Here is a 17,973-nt window from a genome sequence, read left to right as displayed (position 1 = left end):
ACCCACAGATACAGCCCTTGCGATTTGCAGAGGTGACGTGCTTTATAGAATCAAAGACAACATGCATCCTTTTGGTATAACTGGTAAAAATGTAGCGCAGAAATTTGCATTATACGCACTTATGGCGCCACCAGAAGAGATCCCCTTAGTTATTCTTCGTGGACCTGCCGGATGTGCTAAGACTTTCCTTTCTTTAGCTGCCGGTCTTGATGAGAGTTATAGTCAAGGTGGTAGAGGCGATGTGAGATATCAGAAGGTTATGATTACAAGAAATAATGTTTTATCAGATGCTGATATTGGTTATTTGCCAGGTACACTTGAAGAGAAGATGGGACCACTTGTTGCTCCATTTATTGATAACTTAGAGGTTTTACTTAAGGGCAATGAGAAAAATGAGTCAATGGATATGATTCATACGCAAATTGATGATTTATTAGAGGATGGAATCCTTGAAATTTGTTCAATGGCATACATGAGAGGTCGTTCAATTACAGGTTCTTATCTAATTATTGATGAGGCACAGAATGCCACTGTTGGTCAAATTTTAGAGATTATTTCAAGAGCAGGTATGGGAACTAAAGTTATTGTTGCTGGTGATCCAGACCAGATTGATAATCCTAAACTAGATAAGATTAATAACGGTCTTGTATTTGCTGCAGAGAAGATGAGAGGTAGCAAGCTTTGTGCACAGCTTGTGTTTGATAGAAACGAATCTGTTCGAAGCCCACTTGCTATGGAAGCTGCCAAGAGACTTACTCTTTAGGCTTTGGAAAATGTAACAAATTCCTACTGATTAAAACCGTTGAAAATGTATAAAGCGTAGTAAAAAGTTAAGCTTTAAGCCTACTTTTTGCTACGCTTTTTTGAATAAATGTGACGTCTAAGAAACATGTTAATCTCTGCACCAATAAAGATTATTAGGAGACAGAAATATACCCACATTAAAGCAATTACAAGTGTTGTAAGACCGCCATACATAATTGATAAGTTTGGTGAATTCTCTACCCATAAAGAGTATAAATATGAAAATAAAATCCAACCGGCAGCTGCAAAAACACCTCCTGGAATTTCCTTTAGAAAGTTGGTGCTTTTTCGTGAAATTATGGTAAATACTGAGGTAAATAAAATACTTAAAATTATTGGTAACAATAAATTTTTGCTAAAAAGGATAGTTCCAAAAATATCTGAGATAAGAGGAATGTGATTTAAATATTTAAGTATGAACATGAAAATGTAATTACCAAATACGAGAAAACAAAGAGTTGCAGCTATTATAAATACAAAAATTATGGCTGAAATGCTAGAAATAATACGCATAATGAGCCAATTTGGATAGTCTTGGATTTCATATATTTGGTGTAGACCCTTTATCATTGCAAAAAAGCCTTTTCCTGCTGCCCATATTAGAGCAATAGCTGTAAGTACAGTTATTGAAGCTGATGATTGATAGGCACTAGTTATAAAGCTAGTAATTATTGGCTTTAGTGATACAGGAAAAATTGGAACAATATAGTCTATTAAGTCTTTGCTGGTAATTGGTAAATATCTTATCAAACTTAGAAGGGCCATTAAAAATGGGATGATACTAAGAATGATGAAATAACAGGCACTAGAGGCGTACTCAGAAACCCTGTCATTTGCAAGTTTATCAGCACAGTCAATAAAAATATGATAGAACTTTTTTGATTCTATATTTTTCTTGGCATTATCTAATTTCTTTTTCATAAATGATTTATTTATCCCCGTTTTTTAAATTAAGCGTTAGAATATTAGTTTAAGAAATACTAATATTTATCTTATGTTTTTATTATACCTAATTTTCTTAATCTTGCAATAATAGTTTATTTTAGGTAAAATATTAGGGTTATGTAGGGCAATTTAGATATTGCTTTTATCTATAATGCTAACGAAATTTTAAAGGGAAGATAAAATATGAGTATAAGTGTAAAATTACAGGTGTTTGAGGGGCCACTTGATCTTCTGCTTCATTTGATTGATAAAAATAAGGTTAATATTTATGACATACCTATTTCCATGATTACTGAGCAGTATATGGAATATGTGGATGCGCTAAAGGACGAGGATTTAAACGTTGTTTCGGAGTTCCTTGTTATGGCTGCCACACTTCTTGATATTAAGGCGAAAATGCTTCTTCCTCGCGAGGTTAACGAAGAAGGCGAAGAGGAAGATCCAAGAGCTGAATTAGTTGAAAAGCTGCTTGAATATAAGCTTTTTAAGGCAATGGCTATGGAACTTAAGGACAAGCAGATGGATGCTACAAAGTCTTATTATAGAAAGGAGAGTATTCCTCCTGAGGTAAGTAACTACACTCCACCAATCGATTTAAATGAGGTGGTGTCAGGCATCGATTTGACTAAGTTGAATGCAATTTTCCATGATGTACTTCGTCGTAAAGAGGAGAAGATTGATCCTGTTAGAAGTAAGTTTGGTAAGATTGAAAAAGAAGAGGTATCTATGAGTGAGAAGTTAGTAGATATCAAGGCTTTTATGAAGAATTATAAGGCCTTTAGCTTTAGAGAATTACTAGATGCTAATTCAAGTAAGGTTGCGGTTATTGTTACATTTTTAGTAATACTAGAACTTATAAAGACAGGTTTTGTAACCGTTAGACAGGACAACACCGCAGATGACATATTTATTACAGTAATTAATGATCCTGATTTAATCGAGGACATAGAGGAGGATTAATAAATGACCATAGAACAGACAGAAGCTGTTATTGAGGCAGTTTTATTCACAATGGGTGATTCAGTTTCTGCAGAACATATAAGTGTTGCTATTGAACATGATGTGGATACAACAATTAAGCTTATTCACAACATGATGGACAAGTACGAAGCCGAGGATAGAGGAATTCGCATTATTGAGCTTGATGGTAAATTCCAGCTTTGCACAAAGCATGAGTACTACGATAATTTGATTAGAGTTTGCTCACAGCCTCGTAAATATTCACTTACAGATGCAGCTCTTGAGACTTTATCAATCGTTGCTTACAAGCAGCCAATCACTAAGATTGAGATTGAGAAGATCAGAGGCGTAAACTCAGACCATAGCGTTAGTAAGCTTGTGGAGCTTAATTTAATCAAGGAGGTTGGAAGACTTGATGCTCCAGGTCGTCCAATGCTTTTTGGTACAACAGAGGATTTCTTAAGAAGCTTTGGAGTTTCGTCTATTGATGAACTTCCTACAATTTCTGAGGACATGGTTGAGCAATATAAGGAAGAGGCAGAACTTGAAATTGCCAAGGAAGATTTTGATAATAATCTAGATTCTGGCGAGGAACAATTGACACTTAATATTTAATTGAATACAATTTAAGCGTTAGAAATTTTTAGGAGTAAATGTTATGTTAGAGATTAAAGATCTTTCTTATCAGGTTGAAGATGAGAAGGAAAAGACTAAAGAAATTATTGACCACTTAGACCTAACTGTTGAAGATGGTAAATTTATCGTAATTACAGGACCTAACGGCGGCGGTAAGTCAACTCTTGCCAAGCTTATTATGGGTGTGAACACTCTTACATCAGGTAAGATTATTTTAGATGGTGAAGATATTTCAAATCTTAATATCACTGAGAGAGCAAAGAAGGGTATTAGTTTTGCCTTCCAGGCTCCAGTACATTTTAAAGGAATCAGAGTTGTAGACTTACTTAGACTTGCTGCTGGCGAGAAGATTACTACAATTGAGGCATGTGAGTACCTTTCAAAGGTAGGCTTATGTGCTAAGGACTATGTTAATCGTGAGGTAAATGCATCTCTATCCGGTGGTGAATTAAAGCGTATTGAAATTGCTACAGTTCTTGCAAGAGGAACAAAGCTTTCAATCTTTGATGAGCCAGAAGCTGGTATTGATCTTTGGAGTTTCCAGAACCTTATAAAAGTTTTTGAAAATATGAGACAGGAAATCAAGGGTACAATTATTGTTATTTCCCATCAGGAACGTATCTTAAACATTGCCGATGAAATCGTTGTTATTGAAAATGGTAAGGTTAAGAAGAAGGGTTCAAAGGACGAGATTTTACCTGAATTACTTGGTACACCTGCTGCAGCTAGTATTGCATGTGAGAAATTAGGAGGTGATAAGTAATGGAGATTAATGCTATTCAGAAGAACATTTTACATGAAGTTGCTAATTTAGACAGCATTCCACAGGGGGCTTATAATATTAGAGCTAACGGTGAGAGCGCTGCAAGAAATACAACTGCTAATATTGATATTGTAACAAAGAAGGATAAGCCAGGTATTGATATCATTATTAAGCCAGGTACTAAGGGTGAAAGCGTACATATTCCAGTTGTTTTAACTGAGAGTGGCCTTAAGGAAATGGTTTACAATGATTTCTACATTGGTGAAGGCGCAGATGTAACTATTGTTGCAGGTTGCGGTATTTCAAACTGTGGTGATCAGGATTCTGAGCACGATGGTATCCATTCTTTACACGTTGAAAAGAATGCTAGAGTTAAGTATGTTGAAAAGCACTACGGTGAAGGCGATGGCAAGGGCTCACGTGTCCTTAATCCTGTTACTAATGTTTATCAGGAAGAGGGCAGCTACGTTGAGATGGAGATGGTACAGGTTAAGGGTGTTGACTCTACTGTTCGTACTAACTATGCTGAACTTAAGGCTGGTGCTACACTCCTTATTCATGAGGCTTTAATGACTCATGGTGAGCAGAAGGCAACATCAGATTATAAGGTTGTTTTAAATGGTGAAGGTTCATCTGCTGATGTAGTTTCTCGTTCTGTTGCAAAGGACGATTCTGAGCAGATTTTCGAAGTTTCAATTGAAGGTAATACAGCATGTAACGGTCATGCAGCTTGTGATGCAATTATTATGGGTAATGCTCACGTTGTTGCTATTCCAAAGCTTGATGCGAAAAATGTTGATGCTGCACTTATTCATGAAGCTGCCATTGGTAAGATTGCTGGTGATCAGTTAACAAAGCTTATGACTCTTGGTCTTACAGAAGAAGAGGCAGAAGAGCAGATTGTTGCTGGTTTCTTAAGATGATTATTTTGAATTGTAATCAAATTAATTCATAAAATGTATAAAATATTTTTTGATAGGCCCCAATAATTAGTTTATTGAGAGTCTTGACTATTGTTTTATATAATAACTAACGAACAATAACATATCACATTGTAACTAAATTAGAGACTAACTCTTTCGAGTTTTGTCTCTAATTTTTATGTGTATTTGTTTTTATAATGGACTGGGAGGTTTATAAAATTTATGAAAAAAAGGGAGATGTATTATGCCAACAGGAATAATTATTAATGTCTTGTCAGTTTTTATAGGAGGAATTGTAGGTACATTTGCAGGCCACTTACTAAGCCTAGACTTTAAGGAAAAACTAAATATGATTTTTGGCGCCTGCGCAATGACCATGGGAATCAATGCTATAACTGAGATGGAAAATATGCCAGCTGTGATTTTCTCAGTGGTTGTGGGAACTGCCCTTGGCCTTGCAATTCACTTTGGAGATAAGATTACTTGGGCTTGTTCTAAAATGGAGCTTGTGGTTTCTAAGTTTGTTCACCAGAAGTCAACAGGTCTTTCAGAGGAAGAGTTTAGTAACACACTTGTAACTATCATCGTATTATTTTGCGCAAGTGGAACGGGAATTTATGGCTCAATCGTATCAGGAATGACAGGAGATCAGTCAATTCTATATTCAAAATCTATTCTTGATTTCTTTACAGCAATTATTTTTGCATGTTTACTTGGTGCAGTAGTTTCTGCTATTGCAATCCCTCAGTTTGTAATTTTTATGATTTTATTCTTACTAGCAGGAGTGATTTATCCCCTTACAACACCTGCTATGATTGGGGATTTTAAGGCTTGCGGCGGAATTCTACTTCTTGCCACTGGCTTTAGAATGATTAAGGTGAAAATGTTTCCAACAGCGGACATGATAATAGCTATGATACTTGTAATGCCTGTAAGTTATTTCTGGACTAGTGTGTTAGGAATGTAAATTTTTTACAAATTTTGGTCAGCTTTTGCTGGCCTTTTTTTATTGCAATTATTTTTGTATAATAAGGACTAGAAAAAGAAGGGAGTATTTTATGGTTATAGCAGTTAGTGCTTGTCTACTTGGACAAAATTGTAAATATAATGGTGGGAATAATAGAAACGAAAAAGTTTTAGAATATATAAAGGGACATGAGGTAATTCCTGTCTGTCCTGAAGTTTTTGGTGGACTTCCAACACCTAGAGAACCATCAGAAATTGTTAATGGTGTGGTTCGTCACAAGGATGGAGTATCAGTAGATAAGGAATTTAGAGAAGGGGCACGTATTGCCCTTGAAAAGGTGTTAAATTCTAGAGCAGAGCTTGTAATTTTACAGTCTAGAAGTCCTTCCTGTGGGCCTGATACTATCTATGATGGTACATTTTCAAAAAAATTAATTCCTGGAGATGGTGTTTTTGTGCAGCTTCTAAAAGAACACAATATTAAATATATCGACGTTAAGGATTTATAAAAAAATTACTTGCCATAAGACTATACATTCATTAGAATTAAGAAAGATTATAAACAAATATTGATGCCTATGGCCACCGGGTTGTGGGAGTAACATCATTTCTTTACCGTTAGGTCTTAGAAGGTGAGAAAACTAAATTTAAGGTAAGGAGAGTTAAAGATGTTTAGAAAAATGAGAAGATTCAAGCAACAGTTAGAAAATGATGAGTGTATTGAGATTTTAAAGAATACCAAAAGAGGCGTTCTATCTTTACTTGGGGATGACGGTTATCCTTATGGAATGCCTATTAATCATTTCTATTCTAGTGAGGATGGAAAGATATATTTTCATGGAGCTAAGGAAGGCCATAAGATTGATTCTATTAAGGCCTATGAGAAGGCTAGTTTTTGCGTCTATGATGAGGGCTATAGAAAAGAAGGCGATTGGGCCCTTAATATAAAGAGCGTTATTGTTTTTGGAAAAATCAGACTTGTGGAGGATGAAGAAACAGCTAGAATGATTTGTACAGAGCTCGTAAAGAAATTTACAGATGACAATGAATATCTTGAAAAAGAAATGAAGGCTGCATTCTCAAGGGTACAGTGCTTAGAGCTAGTGCCTGAGCATATAACTGGTAAGCTTGTTAACGAATCGTAAGGAGTAGATGTATGAAGAGTAGGATTTTTGTGATTATTGCCGCTTTGATTGTTTTGTGTTTAGTCGCATTTGCGTTAAGCAGCATACTATCAGGTGACACAAGCAATAATGCTAGTTCTTCCAGTGTTACGGAAGGAGAAGATATGGTAAGTTACAAGTCAATTACAATGCAGGAAGCAAAGGAAATTTTTAGCCAGCCAGGAGATTATGTGATTCTTGATGTTAGACGTCCTGAAGAATACGCAGCTGGTCACATTCCAGGAGCTATTAATTATGCCAATGAAAATATAACTACAAACACAATTGCTGGTTTAGAGGATCTAAATAAGACAGTTTATGTGTATTGTAGAAGCGGTAATCGTAGTAAGCAAGCTTCAAGTAAGCTAGCTAGAATTGGTTACACTAATATAATTGAGTTTGGTGGCATCATTGATTGGACTGGAGAAATTGAACGCAGTGTAAGCAATCCCTCGCTTTAAAAGCGTAAGATTTAAGCGGGGGTATAAAGCTTACTAGTGTCAGAAGGGGTTAAAGCCCCTTCTGACAGGTGGCACAAAGTGCCACTGCGTTCATGAGGAAGTAGCGAAGCGGATTCCGAATGTCCGCTTTACAAATAAAGACATAATGAGATTTGTGGGCAAGCCTTAGGGCTTGCCTTTTTCTCATTTATAGGAGATAGATAGTGACGAGAAAAATAGATTATATTCATTATTACTTGAGAAATTTTTAAAATGAAAGTATAATCAAGTAAGTTTGAGTTAAACAACAATGAATATTTTGGAGGTGCAAATTATGTTTTGCAGAAAATGTGGAAACCAATTGCCAGATACTGCCAAATTTTGTCCTAAATGTGGCACTCCGGTAAAAAGAGTAGATAATCAGCCGCTTGGAATGACAAATGTTTCACAAGGAGTTAACGAAACTCCTGATATGAATCAGTCGACTCCAGTTAACGAAGCTCCTGATATGAGTCAGTCGGCTTCAGTTAACGAAGCTCCTGAAATTATTCAGCAGGCTTCAGTTAATGAAGCTCCTGTTGATAATATGAACACAGAAGATATTGGCGGTTTAGCTGATAAGATTATGGAAATGACAGACACTAACATGAATTCTACAGGTGAGGGTGAGGCTGTAGAAACTAAAAATCAGGCACCGATGATGGATGCGCCAGTAAATCAGATGCCAAATCAGCAGATGCCATACCAGGGTCAGCAGATGCCAAATCAGCAGATGCCATACCAGGGCCAGCAGATGCCAAATCAGCAGATGCCATATCAAGGTCAGCAGATACCATATCAGGCTAATCCAATGCAAAATATGGCAGCAGCTCCAGTTAAGAAAGCTAAAGCTGCAAAGGCTCCTAAGCCAGCTAAGACTCCAAAGCCAACTGGTGAGAAGAGCTCTAATAATAAGATTATAATCACAGTTATGGGACTTGTAATTGTATGTCTCATAGTGGTTATTGCTTTACTTTTCTCAAAGGATTTCTTTAATAAGGATAAGTCAGATAGTGCTAATAGTCAGGTAACTACAGTTAGCGATGATAATAATACAAGTTCAAAGAGCAATAAGAACAAGGATAAAGAGACTGAAAGCAGCACAGAAGCTGAGACAGAATCTACTGATAATTCAGAATATGTTATTGCAGATAGTGACACACGTTTACTTACAAAGGAAGATCTTGTGGGACTTACTCAGGAAGAGCTTCGAATTGCAAGAAACGAGCTTTACGCAAGACATGGTAGAAAATTCAATGACGAAGCACTTCAGAGCTATTTTGACTCTAAATCATGGTATAAAGGCACAATTGAGCCAAACGATTTCACTGACGACATGTTAACTGAAACTGAGTTAAAGAACAAAGATACAATCGTGTCTTACGAGGAGGAAATGAACTACAGATGATAAAGAGCTTAAAATTAGTATTTTTACCAGTGATTTTTGCATCAATTTTACTAGGTTGCGGGAATTCTACTAAGAATACTGCAAATGAGACTACTGAAACTACTGAGGCAGAGACAGAATCAGTTACTGAAAATGTAGTCGAAGAAACTACAACTGAAGAGGAAAGCACAACGAATGGCTACGTGGTAGTTATTGATGCTGGTCACCAAGCTAAAGGCGATTCTAGTTTAGAACCTGTAGGACCTGGTGCATCAGAAATGAAAGCCAAGGTTTCTAGTGGAACTCGTGGAGTTTCTACAGGACTTTATGAGTATGAACTAAATTTAGAAGTTTCTTTAAAGCTTCAAACTGAGTTAGAGAGTCGTGGCTATGAGGTCATTATGGTTAGAACTACTAATGATGTAAATATTAGTAATAGCGAGCGAGCAAAGGTTGCTAATGATGCAAATGCAGACGCATTTATTAGAATCCATGCTAACGGTTCGACTAATTCTAGTGCTAATGGGGCTATGACTATTTGCCAAACCTCTTCAAATCCATACAACGCAAGCCTTTATTCTAAGAGCAAGTCCCTTTCAACTAATGTGTTAGAGAAAATGGTTGCTGCTACTGGATGTAGAAAAGAATACGTTTGGGAGACTGATACAATGAGTGGAATTAACTGGTGTCAGGTTCCTGTAACTATTGTTGAAATGGGCTATATGACAAATTCTAATGAGGACTATTTGATGTCCACAGATGCTTACCAGAATAAGATTGTAGATGGTATTGCAAATGGAATTGATGCTTATTTAGGATTGTAATTACTATGAAAAAAGGGGGATATTATTATGAGTGGGGCAGTTTTTGGATTTACCATATGGATTATTGTTGGTTTTGGAATTATGTTGTTAGGAATAATAGATATATTTTCAAAAAAACCGGCAGGTTTCTGGGCTAACTCTGAACCTTTTGAGGTTAAAGATGTTAAGGCTTATAACCTAGCAACAGGATTATTATTTATTGCCTATGGCTTGATATTTAATTTACTTGGGATACCACTTCTGATGGGAAAGAATAATCCCTTTATAATACTGTCGATGGTGGGAGTTATGTTTGAAACCATTGTGGTGATGGCAGTATATAGTATTGTGATTACAAAGAAATATAAGAAATGAAAAAAATATAATTTAGGGCTAAAGTTTTTACTAAAGCCTGTCGATATAGTTTCTAGATTAGTCTTACTAGGCTTTTCTAGAAACTTTTTTATTGGGTAAATGGATTTACCCTCGTTTACGGAAAGGAGTCCGTTATGAAGGTTGAAAGCAGTGTTATTTCTTTTGCCACAACACATGAAGAGAGTTCCTTTGAGTTTAAGGAGTCTGTAAGTATGGACGTTGCGGCATCTAAAGGGGCAGTAATTGCCATTCTTGACTTATCAAAAGAATCTAAGGGCATGACCATGAAAGAGGCCATGCTAAGTTACCAAAAACAGGAGAAAGAAAACGAAAAGAAGCATAGAGAGGAAAATGAAGCAAGAAATCTTAATTCTCTTGCTAAACTCCTAAAGGCTAACAAAAACTCTAATCAATATCAGATTAGCGATGAGCTAGATATGAAGATTAAGATGATTAAAGAGATTTTAGCGGCCCTTGCAGGAAAGAAGGTAGGTAAGGATTTTTTGCGTAATTATGAAAATGTAAAGCCTTCAGGAAATTCTAAGAAAAACGTGGCGGCAGGACTTGCCACTAGTTCTAGCAATGTATTTTCATCCTCAACTTCAGTGACAGGACAAGTTTTTAGCCCTTCTGAAAATAGAGGGGTTAGCAATGGCACAGCCTGGCAGAAAATCACAGCAAGTACTGGTTTTGTTTCAGAACAGGAAAGCACTACATTTTCAAGCACAGGAAAAGTGGTGACGGCAGACGGTAGATCCATTGACTTTAATTTAGAACTTAGCATGTCTAGGGCTTTTATGGCAGAGACTAACATGCTAGAGGTTAAGGACTACATTAAGATGGACCCGCTTGTTATTAACTTAGATAGCAATATTACTAGCGTTTCTGATCAGAAGTTTTTCTTTGATTTGGATGCAGATGGGGATGAAGAGAGCATTTCCTTTGCAGGAGAAGGTTCGGGCTTTTTAGCATTAGATAAGAATAACGATGGCGTAATTAACGATGGTTCCGAGCTTTTTGGCACAAAGTCAGGGGATGGCTTTAAGGATTTAGACGTATACGATGAAGATGGCAATGGCTGGATTGATGAAAATGATTCTATATTTAATAAGCTTAAGGTTTGGACAAAGGATAGTGAAGGAAGAGATTTGCTTATTGATTTAAAGAAGGCAGATGTGGGGGCGATTTATCTTGATAGCGCCAATAGTCAGTTTAGCTTAAAGGATAGTGAGAATAACTTAAATGCAGAGATTAAAAGGACTGGCGTTTATCTAAAGGAGAGCAGTGGGGCTGTAGGCACTATAAGTCATGTGGACCTTGTTTTGTAAATTTTCTTTATTAGTTTAGAAAATCTTAATTGGACATTAGATGTGTTTTGCCTTACATTAGTTAGTAGATACTAATTAATATATACAAAAGCTGACTTTACAAGTTAAAAATTCAATAGTAAACTTGTATACGTTATGATTTTTAATGATTATAACTTTCAATTTAAGCAAGAATGCTTGATTGAACGCATTTACATTTTTCAAAACACATTTAGATCCTTTTTGGGATTGGAACTAGGAGGAAATTGATTATGGAAAGAGCTAATGCTTGGAAGACATACGATGCTGCTACTAAGAAAGCTGTTTTTGATTTTGCAGAAGATTACAGACAGTTCATTAGCAAGGCTAAGGTAGAAAGAGAGTGCGTAACAGAATCTGTTAAGCTCGCTAAGGCAGCTGGTTATGAAGATTTAAATGAAGTTATTAAGGCTGGCAAGACTTTAAAGGCTGGCGATAAGGTTTATGCAGTTAATATGAAGAAGGCTATCGTGTTATTTAACATCGGTGAAGAGCCACTTGAGAATGGTATGAACATTTTAGGTGCTCATATTGATTCACCAAGACTTGATATTAAGCAGAACCCATTATACGAAGATACAGAACTTGTTTTACTTGATACTCACTACTATGGCGGCGTTAAGAAGTATCAGTGGACAGCAACACCTCTTGCACTTCACGGTGTAGTTGCATTAAAGGACGGTTCAGTAATCGATGTTACTGTTGGTGAAGATCCATCTGATCCAGTTCTTGGTGTATCTGACTTACTTATCCATTTAGCTGCTGAGCAGATGGAAAAGAAGGGTAGTAAGGTTGTTGAAGGTGAACAGCTTGATGTTTTAGTTGGTAGCATGCCAGCTGAAGGCGAAGAAGACGAGAAGGAATTAGTTAAGAAGAATATCTTAAATATCCTTAAGGAAAAGTACAATATCGAAGAAGAGGACTTCTTATCAGCTGAACTTACAATGGTTCCAGCAGGTCCTGCTAGAGATTACGGTTTAGATAGATCAATGATTATGGGTTACGGTCATGATGATAAGTCTTGTTCTTACCCATCACTCATCGCTTTATTTAACTCACAGAACTTAAAGAAGACTGGTGTTTGTATCCTCGTTGATAAGGAAGAAATCGGATCTGTTGGTGCAACAGGTATGCAGTCTAAGTTCTTTGAAAATATGGTCGCTGAACTTATGGATAGATGCGGAGATTATTCTGATCTCAAGCTTAGAAGAGCACTTGCTAACTCATTTATGTTAAGCTCTGATGTTTCAGCTGCATTTGATCCAAACTATGCATCAGTATTTGAGAAGAAGAATTCAGCTTACTTTGGCCGTGGTGTTGTATTTAATAAGTACACAGGCGCTCGTGGTAAGTCAGGTTCTAACGATGCTTCAGCAGAGTACGTTGCTAAGATTAGAAAGATCTGCGATGATAACAAGGTTAACTTCCAGACAGCTGAACTTGGTAAGGTAGATGCAGGTGGCGGCGGAACAATCGCTTACATCTTAGCTAACCTCGATATGAACGTAATCGATAGTGGTATTGCAGTTCTTAACATGCATGCTCCACATGAGATTATTTCAAAGGCTGACCTTTGGGAAGCTCTTAAGTGTTATGAAGCCTTCTTAAAGGATGCTTAAAATCACTTGATATATACTTATCTTTAGGTTAAAATTAGATAGCTTAATTTAATGCAAGCCCTGATACTATTTACTTTAAATAGATTTTATTGGGGCTTGTAGTTTTTATGTAATAAAAAGAAATGGAGAAATAAGGATGAAGTGGAATAAATATTCAATAAAAACTACAACTGAAGCGGTGGATTTAATCAGTGCTTCTTTATCAGAACTTGGAATTGAAGGAATCGAAATCTGTGACAATGTTCAGTTAACTAAGGAAGAGGCTAAATCTATGTTTGTTGATTTTATTCCAGATTTGCCAGAAGACGATGGAAGCGCAGTTGTTAACTTCTATCTTGACTCAGAGGATGATGACCATACAATCTTAGATAAAGTTAAGGATGAAATCGAGAGCCTACGTATCTTTTGTAATGTAGGTGAAGGTACAATCACTGAATCAGAGACAGAAGATAAGGATTGGATTAACAACTGGAAGCAGTACTGGCATACCTTTAACATCGGCGACCTCTACATTAAGCCAACTTGGGAAGAGGTAACTGAAGAGATGAAGGGACATCCTATTCTTTCAATAGATCCAGGAACTGCCTTTGGTACAGGTTCCCACGAAACAACTCGTCTTGTAATTAGACAGCTTCAAAAGTATGTTAAGTCAGGGGACGAAGTTTTAGATGTAGGCTGTGGTAGCGGTATCTTATCAGTAGTTGCTCTTAAGTATGGCGCAGGTCATGCCTTTGGAACAGATCTTGATCCTAATGCTATTATTGCAAGTCATGAAAATGCAGACCAGAATGACATTTCTCACAGCCAGTTAGAGGTCATTGAAGGTAATATTATTGATGACAAGGCAATTAAGGATGCTTGCGGTTACGAGAAGTACGATATCGTCTGCGCTAACATTTTAGCAGATGTACTTGAACCTCTCTCAACATGCATTCACGAGCATATGAAAGTTGGCGCTTACTTCATTACATCAGGTATCATCGATAGCAAGGAAGAAGAGGTTGTTACTGCATTTAAGAAGAATCCTCACCTTGAAATCGTTGAAGTTAACCATGATGGTGAATGGGTAAATGTTACAGCAAGAAGAGCAAACTAAAGGTTGGTGTAGACTATGTATCATTTTTTTGCAGAACATGAGAACACATTTGAAGAGGAAGGCTATATTGATATAGTTGGCGGAGATGTTAATCATATTAAAAATGTACTGCGACTAAAGACAGGCGACGAGGTTTTAGTTAGTACAGGAGATAATCTTGATTATTCTTGCCTTATTGATAGCCTCTCAGATGAGCTTGTAAGGGTAACAATTAAGGAGAAACGTGAGAAGACTAATGAACTTCCAATTGAGGTTTATCTCTTTCAGGGTTTACCTAAGCAAGATAAGATGGAACTTATTATTCAAAAATGTGTCGAACTCGGTATGACTGGCTTTTACCCTGTATCTATGAAAAGATGCATCGTTAAGCTTGACAAAAAGAAGGCAGACAATAAAATAAAACGATGGAATGAGATTTCTTTAAGTGCTGCTAAGCAGAGTAAAAGAAGCATTATTCCTAAGGTGGAATCACCAATGTCTTTTACAGAGGCACTAAAAGAAGCTGGAAAGCTTGATAAGTTAATACTTCCTTACGAATGCGCTGATGGAATGGCACATACTAAGGATGTGGTTAATTCTATAAAGCCTGGTGATAAGGTGGGCATTTTTATAGGTCCTGAAGGCGGCTTTGATAGAGACGAGCTTGATAGGGCTATTGAGGCAGGTTGTGAGATTGTTACTCTTGGTAAGAGAATTCTTAGAACTGAAACTGCAGGCCTTATGCTTATGAGCGTGCTTATGTATAATTTTGAAGAATAAAGACATTTTTAAAGAAATATTTAATCGCGACATTAGATAGTTACGAGATTTGGAGTGTGAAAAATGGAAGCGTATTTAGATAATTCAGCAACTACACGTACAGCAGATTCTGTTGTGCAGATTATGATTGAGGCCATGCAGGTTAACTACGGTAACCCATCGGCTAAGCATTTGAAGGGCGTGGAGGCTGAAAACTACGTTAAGGAAGCAGCAAGCATCATTGCTAAGAGCCTTAAGGTATTAGATAAAGAGATTCTTTTCACATCAGGTGGAACAGAATCTAACAATACAGCAATTATAGGAACTGCCATGGCTAATAAGCGTAAGGGCAATCACTTAATTGTTAGCTCAGTTGAGCATGCCTCAGTTAAGGAGCCTTTCAATTTCCTTGAAAAAGAAGGCTTTAGAGTAACTTACCTCCCTGTAAACTCAGAGGGTATTGTGGATTTAGAGGCTTTAAAGGAAGCACTTGATGAGGAAACAATTTTAGTTAGCTGTATGCACGTTAACAATGAAATTGGTGCCATTGAGCCAATTGAAGAAATCGGACGTATCGTTAAGGAATATAATCCAGATATTATTTATCATGTGGATGCTATTCAGTCTTACGGTAAGTTTAGAATTTACCCAAAGAAGCTTGGCATCGACCTTTTATCAGTAAGTGGTCACAAGATTCATGGCCCTAAGGGTTCAGGATTTTTGTATATAAAGGACAAGACTCGCATCAAGCCTATTATTTACGGAGGCGGACAGCAAAAGGGTATGCGTTCTGGTACTGAAAATGTTCCAGCAATCGCAGGTCTTGGAAAGGCTGTTGAACTCATCTATAATAGTGATTTTGATAAGAAAATTGAACATCTCTACGAAGTTAAGGATCATTTAATTGATGGTCTTGAAAAAATGGAAGATGTGCAGATTAACAGTAAGAGAGACGGAGAGTCAGCTCCTCAGATAGTTTCAGCTAGTTTTAAGGATGTTAGAGCAGAAGTTTTACTTCATGCCCTTGAAGAAAAGAATATCTACGTATCTTCAGGTTCAGCTTGTTCTTCAAACAAGCCAGGCCTTAGCAACACTTTAGTGGCTATTGGCCTTGATAATAACCTATTAGATTCAACAATAAGATTTAGCTTTAACTATGAAACAAGCATTGAAGAAATTGATTATGCACTTGAGGTTTTAAATACATTGGTGCCTCAGTTACGTAGATTTGTTAGAAAGTAATTGTAGCAACTGCTTTAGCAGTTTAGTACTAAGAAGAAAGGAAACAATATGTACAAGGCTTTTTTAATTAAGTATGGTGAAATTGGCGTTAAGGGTAAGAACCGTTACCTTTTCGAAGACGCTTTAGTTAGACAGATCAAGCACGCTCTTAAAAATGTAGAGGGTGAATTTGATGTTATTAAGAGACAGGGTAGAATCTATGCTAAGGTTTTATCTGATTCTTATGATTATGATGAGACTATTGAGGCACTTTCAAGAGTATTTGGTATTCATGGAATCTGCCCTGTAGTTCAGATTGAAGATAATGGCTTTGAAGATTTAGCAGCTCACGTAGTTGACTATATCGGTAAGGCTTATGAAGATAAGAACTTTACCTTTAAGGTAGAGTCACGTCGTGCAAGAAAGAACTATCCAAAGAATTCTATGGAAATCAACATGGACTTAGGTGAGGCTATTCTTACAGCCTTCCCTGAAACAAAGGTTGATGTACATAATCCAGAAGTTTTAGTTCAGGTTGAAATTAGAGAAATCATTAATATTTACTCAATTGAAATCCCTGGACCTGGCGGAATGCCAATCGGAACTGCAGGTAAGGCAATGGTTCTTTTATCAGGCGGTATTGATAGCCCAGTTGCAGCTTACATGGTTGCAAAGCGCGGTGTTGAAATCGAAGCAACATATTTCCACGCACCTCCATATACTTCAGAACGTGCAAAGCAGAAGGTTGTTGACCTTGCTAAGATCGTTTCTAAGTATGCAGGTCCTATCACACTTAACGTAGTAGATTTCACTGAGATTCAGTTAGCTATTTATGAGAAGTGTCCACATGATGAATTAACAATCATTATGAGACGTTTAATGATGAAGATTTCTGAAGATTTAGCTAAACAGAGCGGCTGTAACGGCTTAGTAACAGGTGAATCAATTGGTCAGGTTGCATCTCAGACAATGGCTAGCCTTACATGTACTAACGAAGTTTGTACACTTCCAGTATTTAGACCAGTTATCGCTTTTGATAAGCAGGATATCATCGATATCTCAGAAAAGATTGGAACATACGAGACATCAATCTTACCTTACGAAGATTGCTGTACAATCTTTGTTGCTAAACATCCAGTAACAAAGCCTAACTTAAGTGTAATTAAGAGACACGAACACAATTTAGATGAAGTTATAGACGAAATGTATGAAAGAGCAATGAGCACAGTAGAAAAAATTGTATGTGAGTAATGTAATAACTAGTGAAACTAGTTATTATGTAGCGTCGCGCCGCGCGAAGCGCATTTAATGCGCGATGTTCCCAATGAACAAGGTAAAAAAAGCCCCAGCCTTTAAGGGCTGGGGCTTAGTTAATAATATTATTCAACGATATATGGCTTTAATACAGAAAGAATTGTATCAATGTCGTTCTCTGCGTGGATATTAAGGTCGATTGGCTTTGAAAGGTCAAGAGAGAAAATACCCATGATTGACTTAGCGTCAATTACGTATCTACCAGAAACTAAATCAAAGTCAACATCGAACTTAGTGATATCATTAACGAAAGACTTAACTTTATCAATAGAGTTTAATGAAATCTGAACAGTCTTCATTTTGTCTACCTCCTACATTATTTTATATAATCATTCTAGCCACTAAAAATCTTACTGTCAACTAGTAAAATTTATTTTAGAGACTAGATAGATTCTAACTTAGTTGTGGGTTGTTAAAACAATAACATAGAGAATA

At 36.7% G+C, this 17,973-nt stretch carries 20 protein-coding genes; 18 read left to right on the top strand and 2 right to left on the bottom strand.

What is annotated here, in order from left to right; translation table 11 throughout:
* Positions 1-763: PhoH family protein (locus tag QVA17_RS02630; protein WP_287386248.1), on the top strand; the 763-nt coding region annotated here is incomplete at its 5' end.
* 80 nt (positions 764-843) lie between these two features.
* Here the strand turns inward: QVA17_RS02630 and QVA17_RS02625 are convergent.
* Positions 844-1,725 carry a YihY/virulence factor BrkB family protein gene (locus QVA17_RS02625; RefSeq protein WP_287386247.1) on the bottom strand — a complete coding sequence of 294 codons (882 nt, stop codon included), beginning with the start codon at positions 1,723-1,725 and terminating at the stop codon, positions 844-846.
* Positions 1,726-1,932: 207 nt separating this feature from the next.
* On the opposite strand from QVA17_RS02625, the gene QVA17_RS02620 reads away from it, so the two are divergent.
* The 17 genes from QVA17_RS02620 to thiI all read left to right on the top strand — a co-directional run bounded on the left by QVA17_RS02620 (position 1,933) and on the right by thiI (position 17,475).
* Positions 1,933-2,709: a segregation and condensation protein A gene (locus tag QVA17_RS02620; protein WP_027430632.1), complete on the top strand. Its 777-nt coding sequence runs from the start codon at positions 1,933-1,935 to the stop codon at positions 2,707-2,709.
* Positions 2,710-2,712: 3 nt separating this feature from the next.
* Complete coding sequence (scpB, locus tag QVA17_RS02615) at positions 2,713-3,324, top strand: SMC-Scp complex subunit ScpB (protein ID WP_287386245.1); 612 nt, start codon at positions 2,713-2,715, stop codon at positions 3,322-3,324.
* A 43-nt stretch (positions 3,325-3,367) separates the two neighbouring features.
* Positions 3,368-4,108 carry an ABC transporter ATP-binding protein gene (locus QVA17_RS02610; protein ID WP_027430634.1) on the top strand — a complete coding sequence of 247 codons (741 nt, stop codon included), beginning with the start codon at positions 3,368-3,370 and terminating at the stop codon, positions 4,106-4,108.
* Entirely contained in the window at positions 4,108-5,031 is a 924-nt protein-coding gene (locus QVA17_RS02605) for a SufB/SufD family protein (protein ID WP_027430635.1), read from the top strand. The genes QVA17_RS02610 and QVA17_RS02605 overlap by 1 nt, the downstream gene beginning before the upstream one ends.
* A gap of 244 nt (positions 5,032-5,275) precedes the next feature.
* Positions 5,276-5,998, top strand: coding sequence for a DUF554 domain-containing protein (locus QVA17_RS02600; protein WP_074521273.1), 723 nt, complete (start codon positions 5,276-5,278; stop codon positions 5,996-5,998).
* A gap of 91 nt (positions 5,999-6,089) precedes the next feature.
* Positions 6,090-6,506 carry a DUF523 domain-containing protein gene (locus QVA17_RS02595; protein ID WP_287386240.1) on the top strand — a complete coding sequence of 139 codons (417 nt, stop codon included), beginning with the start codon at positions 6,090-6,092 and terminating at the stop codon, positions 6,504-6,506.
* Positions 6,507-6,665: 159 nt separating this feature from the next.
* Complete coding sequence (locus QVA17_RS02590) at positions 6,666-7,142, top strand: pyridoxamine 5'-phosphate oxidase family protein (protein WP_287386238.1); 477 nt, start codon at positions 6,666-6,668, stop codon at positions 7,140-7,142.
* Between the two features lie 11 nt (positions 7,143-7,153).
* Positions 7,154-7,621, top strand: a complete 468-nt coding sequence (locus tag QVA17_RS02585) for a rhodanese-like domain-containing protein (RefSeq protein WP_287386236.1) — start codon at positions 7,154-7,156, stop codon at positions 7,619-7,621.
* Positions 7,622-7,934: 313 nt separating this feature from the next.
* Positions 7,935-9,047, top strand: a complete 1,113-nt coding sequence (locus QVA17_RS02580; protein ID WP_287386235.1) for a YARHG domain-containing protein — start codon at positions 7,935-7,937, stop codon at positions 9,045-9,047.
* Positions 9,044-9,850 (top strand): N-acetylmuramoyl-L-alanine amidase, encoded by an 807-nt coding sequence (locus QVA17_RS02575; RefSeq protein WP_287386234.1) that lies wholly within the window; start codon positions 9,044-9,046, stop codon positions 9,848-9,850. Before QVA17_RS02580 ends, QVA17_RS02575 begins: the two co-directional genes overlap by 4 nt.
* A 27-nt stretch (positions 9,851-9,877) precedes the next feature.
* Positions 9,878-10,204 carry a hypothetical protein gene (locus tag QVA17_RS02570; protein WP_287386232.1) on the top strand — a complete coding sequence of 109 codons (327 nt, stop codon included), beginning with the start codon at positions 9,878-9,880 and terminating at the stop codon, positions 10,202-10,204.
* Between the two features lie 134 nt (positions 10,205-10,338).
* Positions 10,339-11,532, top strand: a complete 1,194-nt coding sequence (locus QVA17_RS02565) for a hypothetical protein (protein ID WP_287386230.1) — start codon at positions 10,339-10,341, stop codon at positions 11,530-11,532.
* Positions 11,533-11,783: 251 nt separating this feature from the next.
* Positions 11,784-13,169, top strand: coding sequence for an aminopeptidase (locus QVA17_RS02560; RefSeq protein WP_287386228.1), 1,386 nt, complete (start codon positions 11,784-11,786; stop codon positions 13,167-13,169).
* Positions 13,170-13,305: 136 nt separating this feature from the next.
* On the top strand, positions 13,306-14,265 hold the full coding sequence (gene prmA, locus QVA17_RS02555) for a 50S ribosomal protein L11 methyltransferase (RefSeq protein ID WP_027430642.1): 960 nt from the start codon (positions 13,306-13,308) through the stop codon (positions 14,263-14,265).
* 15 nt (positions 14,266-14,280) lie between these two features.
* Entirely contained in the window at positions 14,281-15,024 is a 744-nt protein-coding gene (locus QVA17_RS02550) for a 16S rRNA (uracil(1498)-N(3))-methyltransferase (protein ID WP_027430643.1), read from the top strand.
* 63 nt (positions 15,025-15,087) lie between these two features.
* Positions 15,088-16,245 (top strand): cysteine desulfurase family protein, encoded by a 1,158-nt coding sequence (locus QVA17_RS02545; protein ID WP_287386225.1) that lies wholly within the window; start codon positions 15,088-15,090, stop codon positions 16,243-16,245.
* A 48-nt stretch (positions 16,246-16,293) separates the two neighbouring features.
* On the top strand, positions 16,294-17,475 hold the full coding sequence (thiI, locus tag QVA17_RS02540) for a tRNA uracil 4-sulfurtransferase ThiI (protein WP_074521261.1): 1,182 nt from the start codon (positions 16,294-16,296) through the stop codon (positions 17,473-17,475).
* 128 nt (positions 17,476-17,603) lie between these two features.
* On the opposite strand, the gene QVA17_RS02535 is transcribed toward thiI, so the two are convergent.
* Positions 17,604-17,837, bottom strand: a complete 234-nt coding sequence (locus tag QVA17_RS02535; RefSeq protein ID WP_027430646.1) for a PTS sugar transporter — start codon at positions 17,835-17,837, stop codon at positions 17,604-17,606.
* Between the last annotated feature and the right edge of the window lie 136 nt (positions 17,838-17,973).

Origin of the sequence: Lachnospira sp., from assembly GCF_016290755.1 — a bacterium.
Taxonomy (GTDB): domain Bacteria; phylum Bacillota; class Clostridia; order Lachnospirales; family Lachnospiraceae; genus Lachnospira; species Lachnospira multipara.
This window is presented reverse-complemented; position numbering and strand designations above follow the sequence as displayed.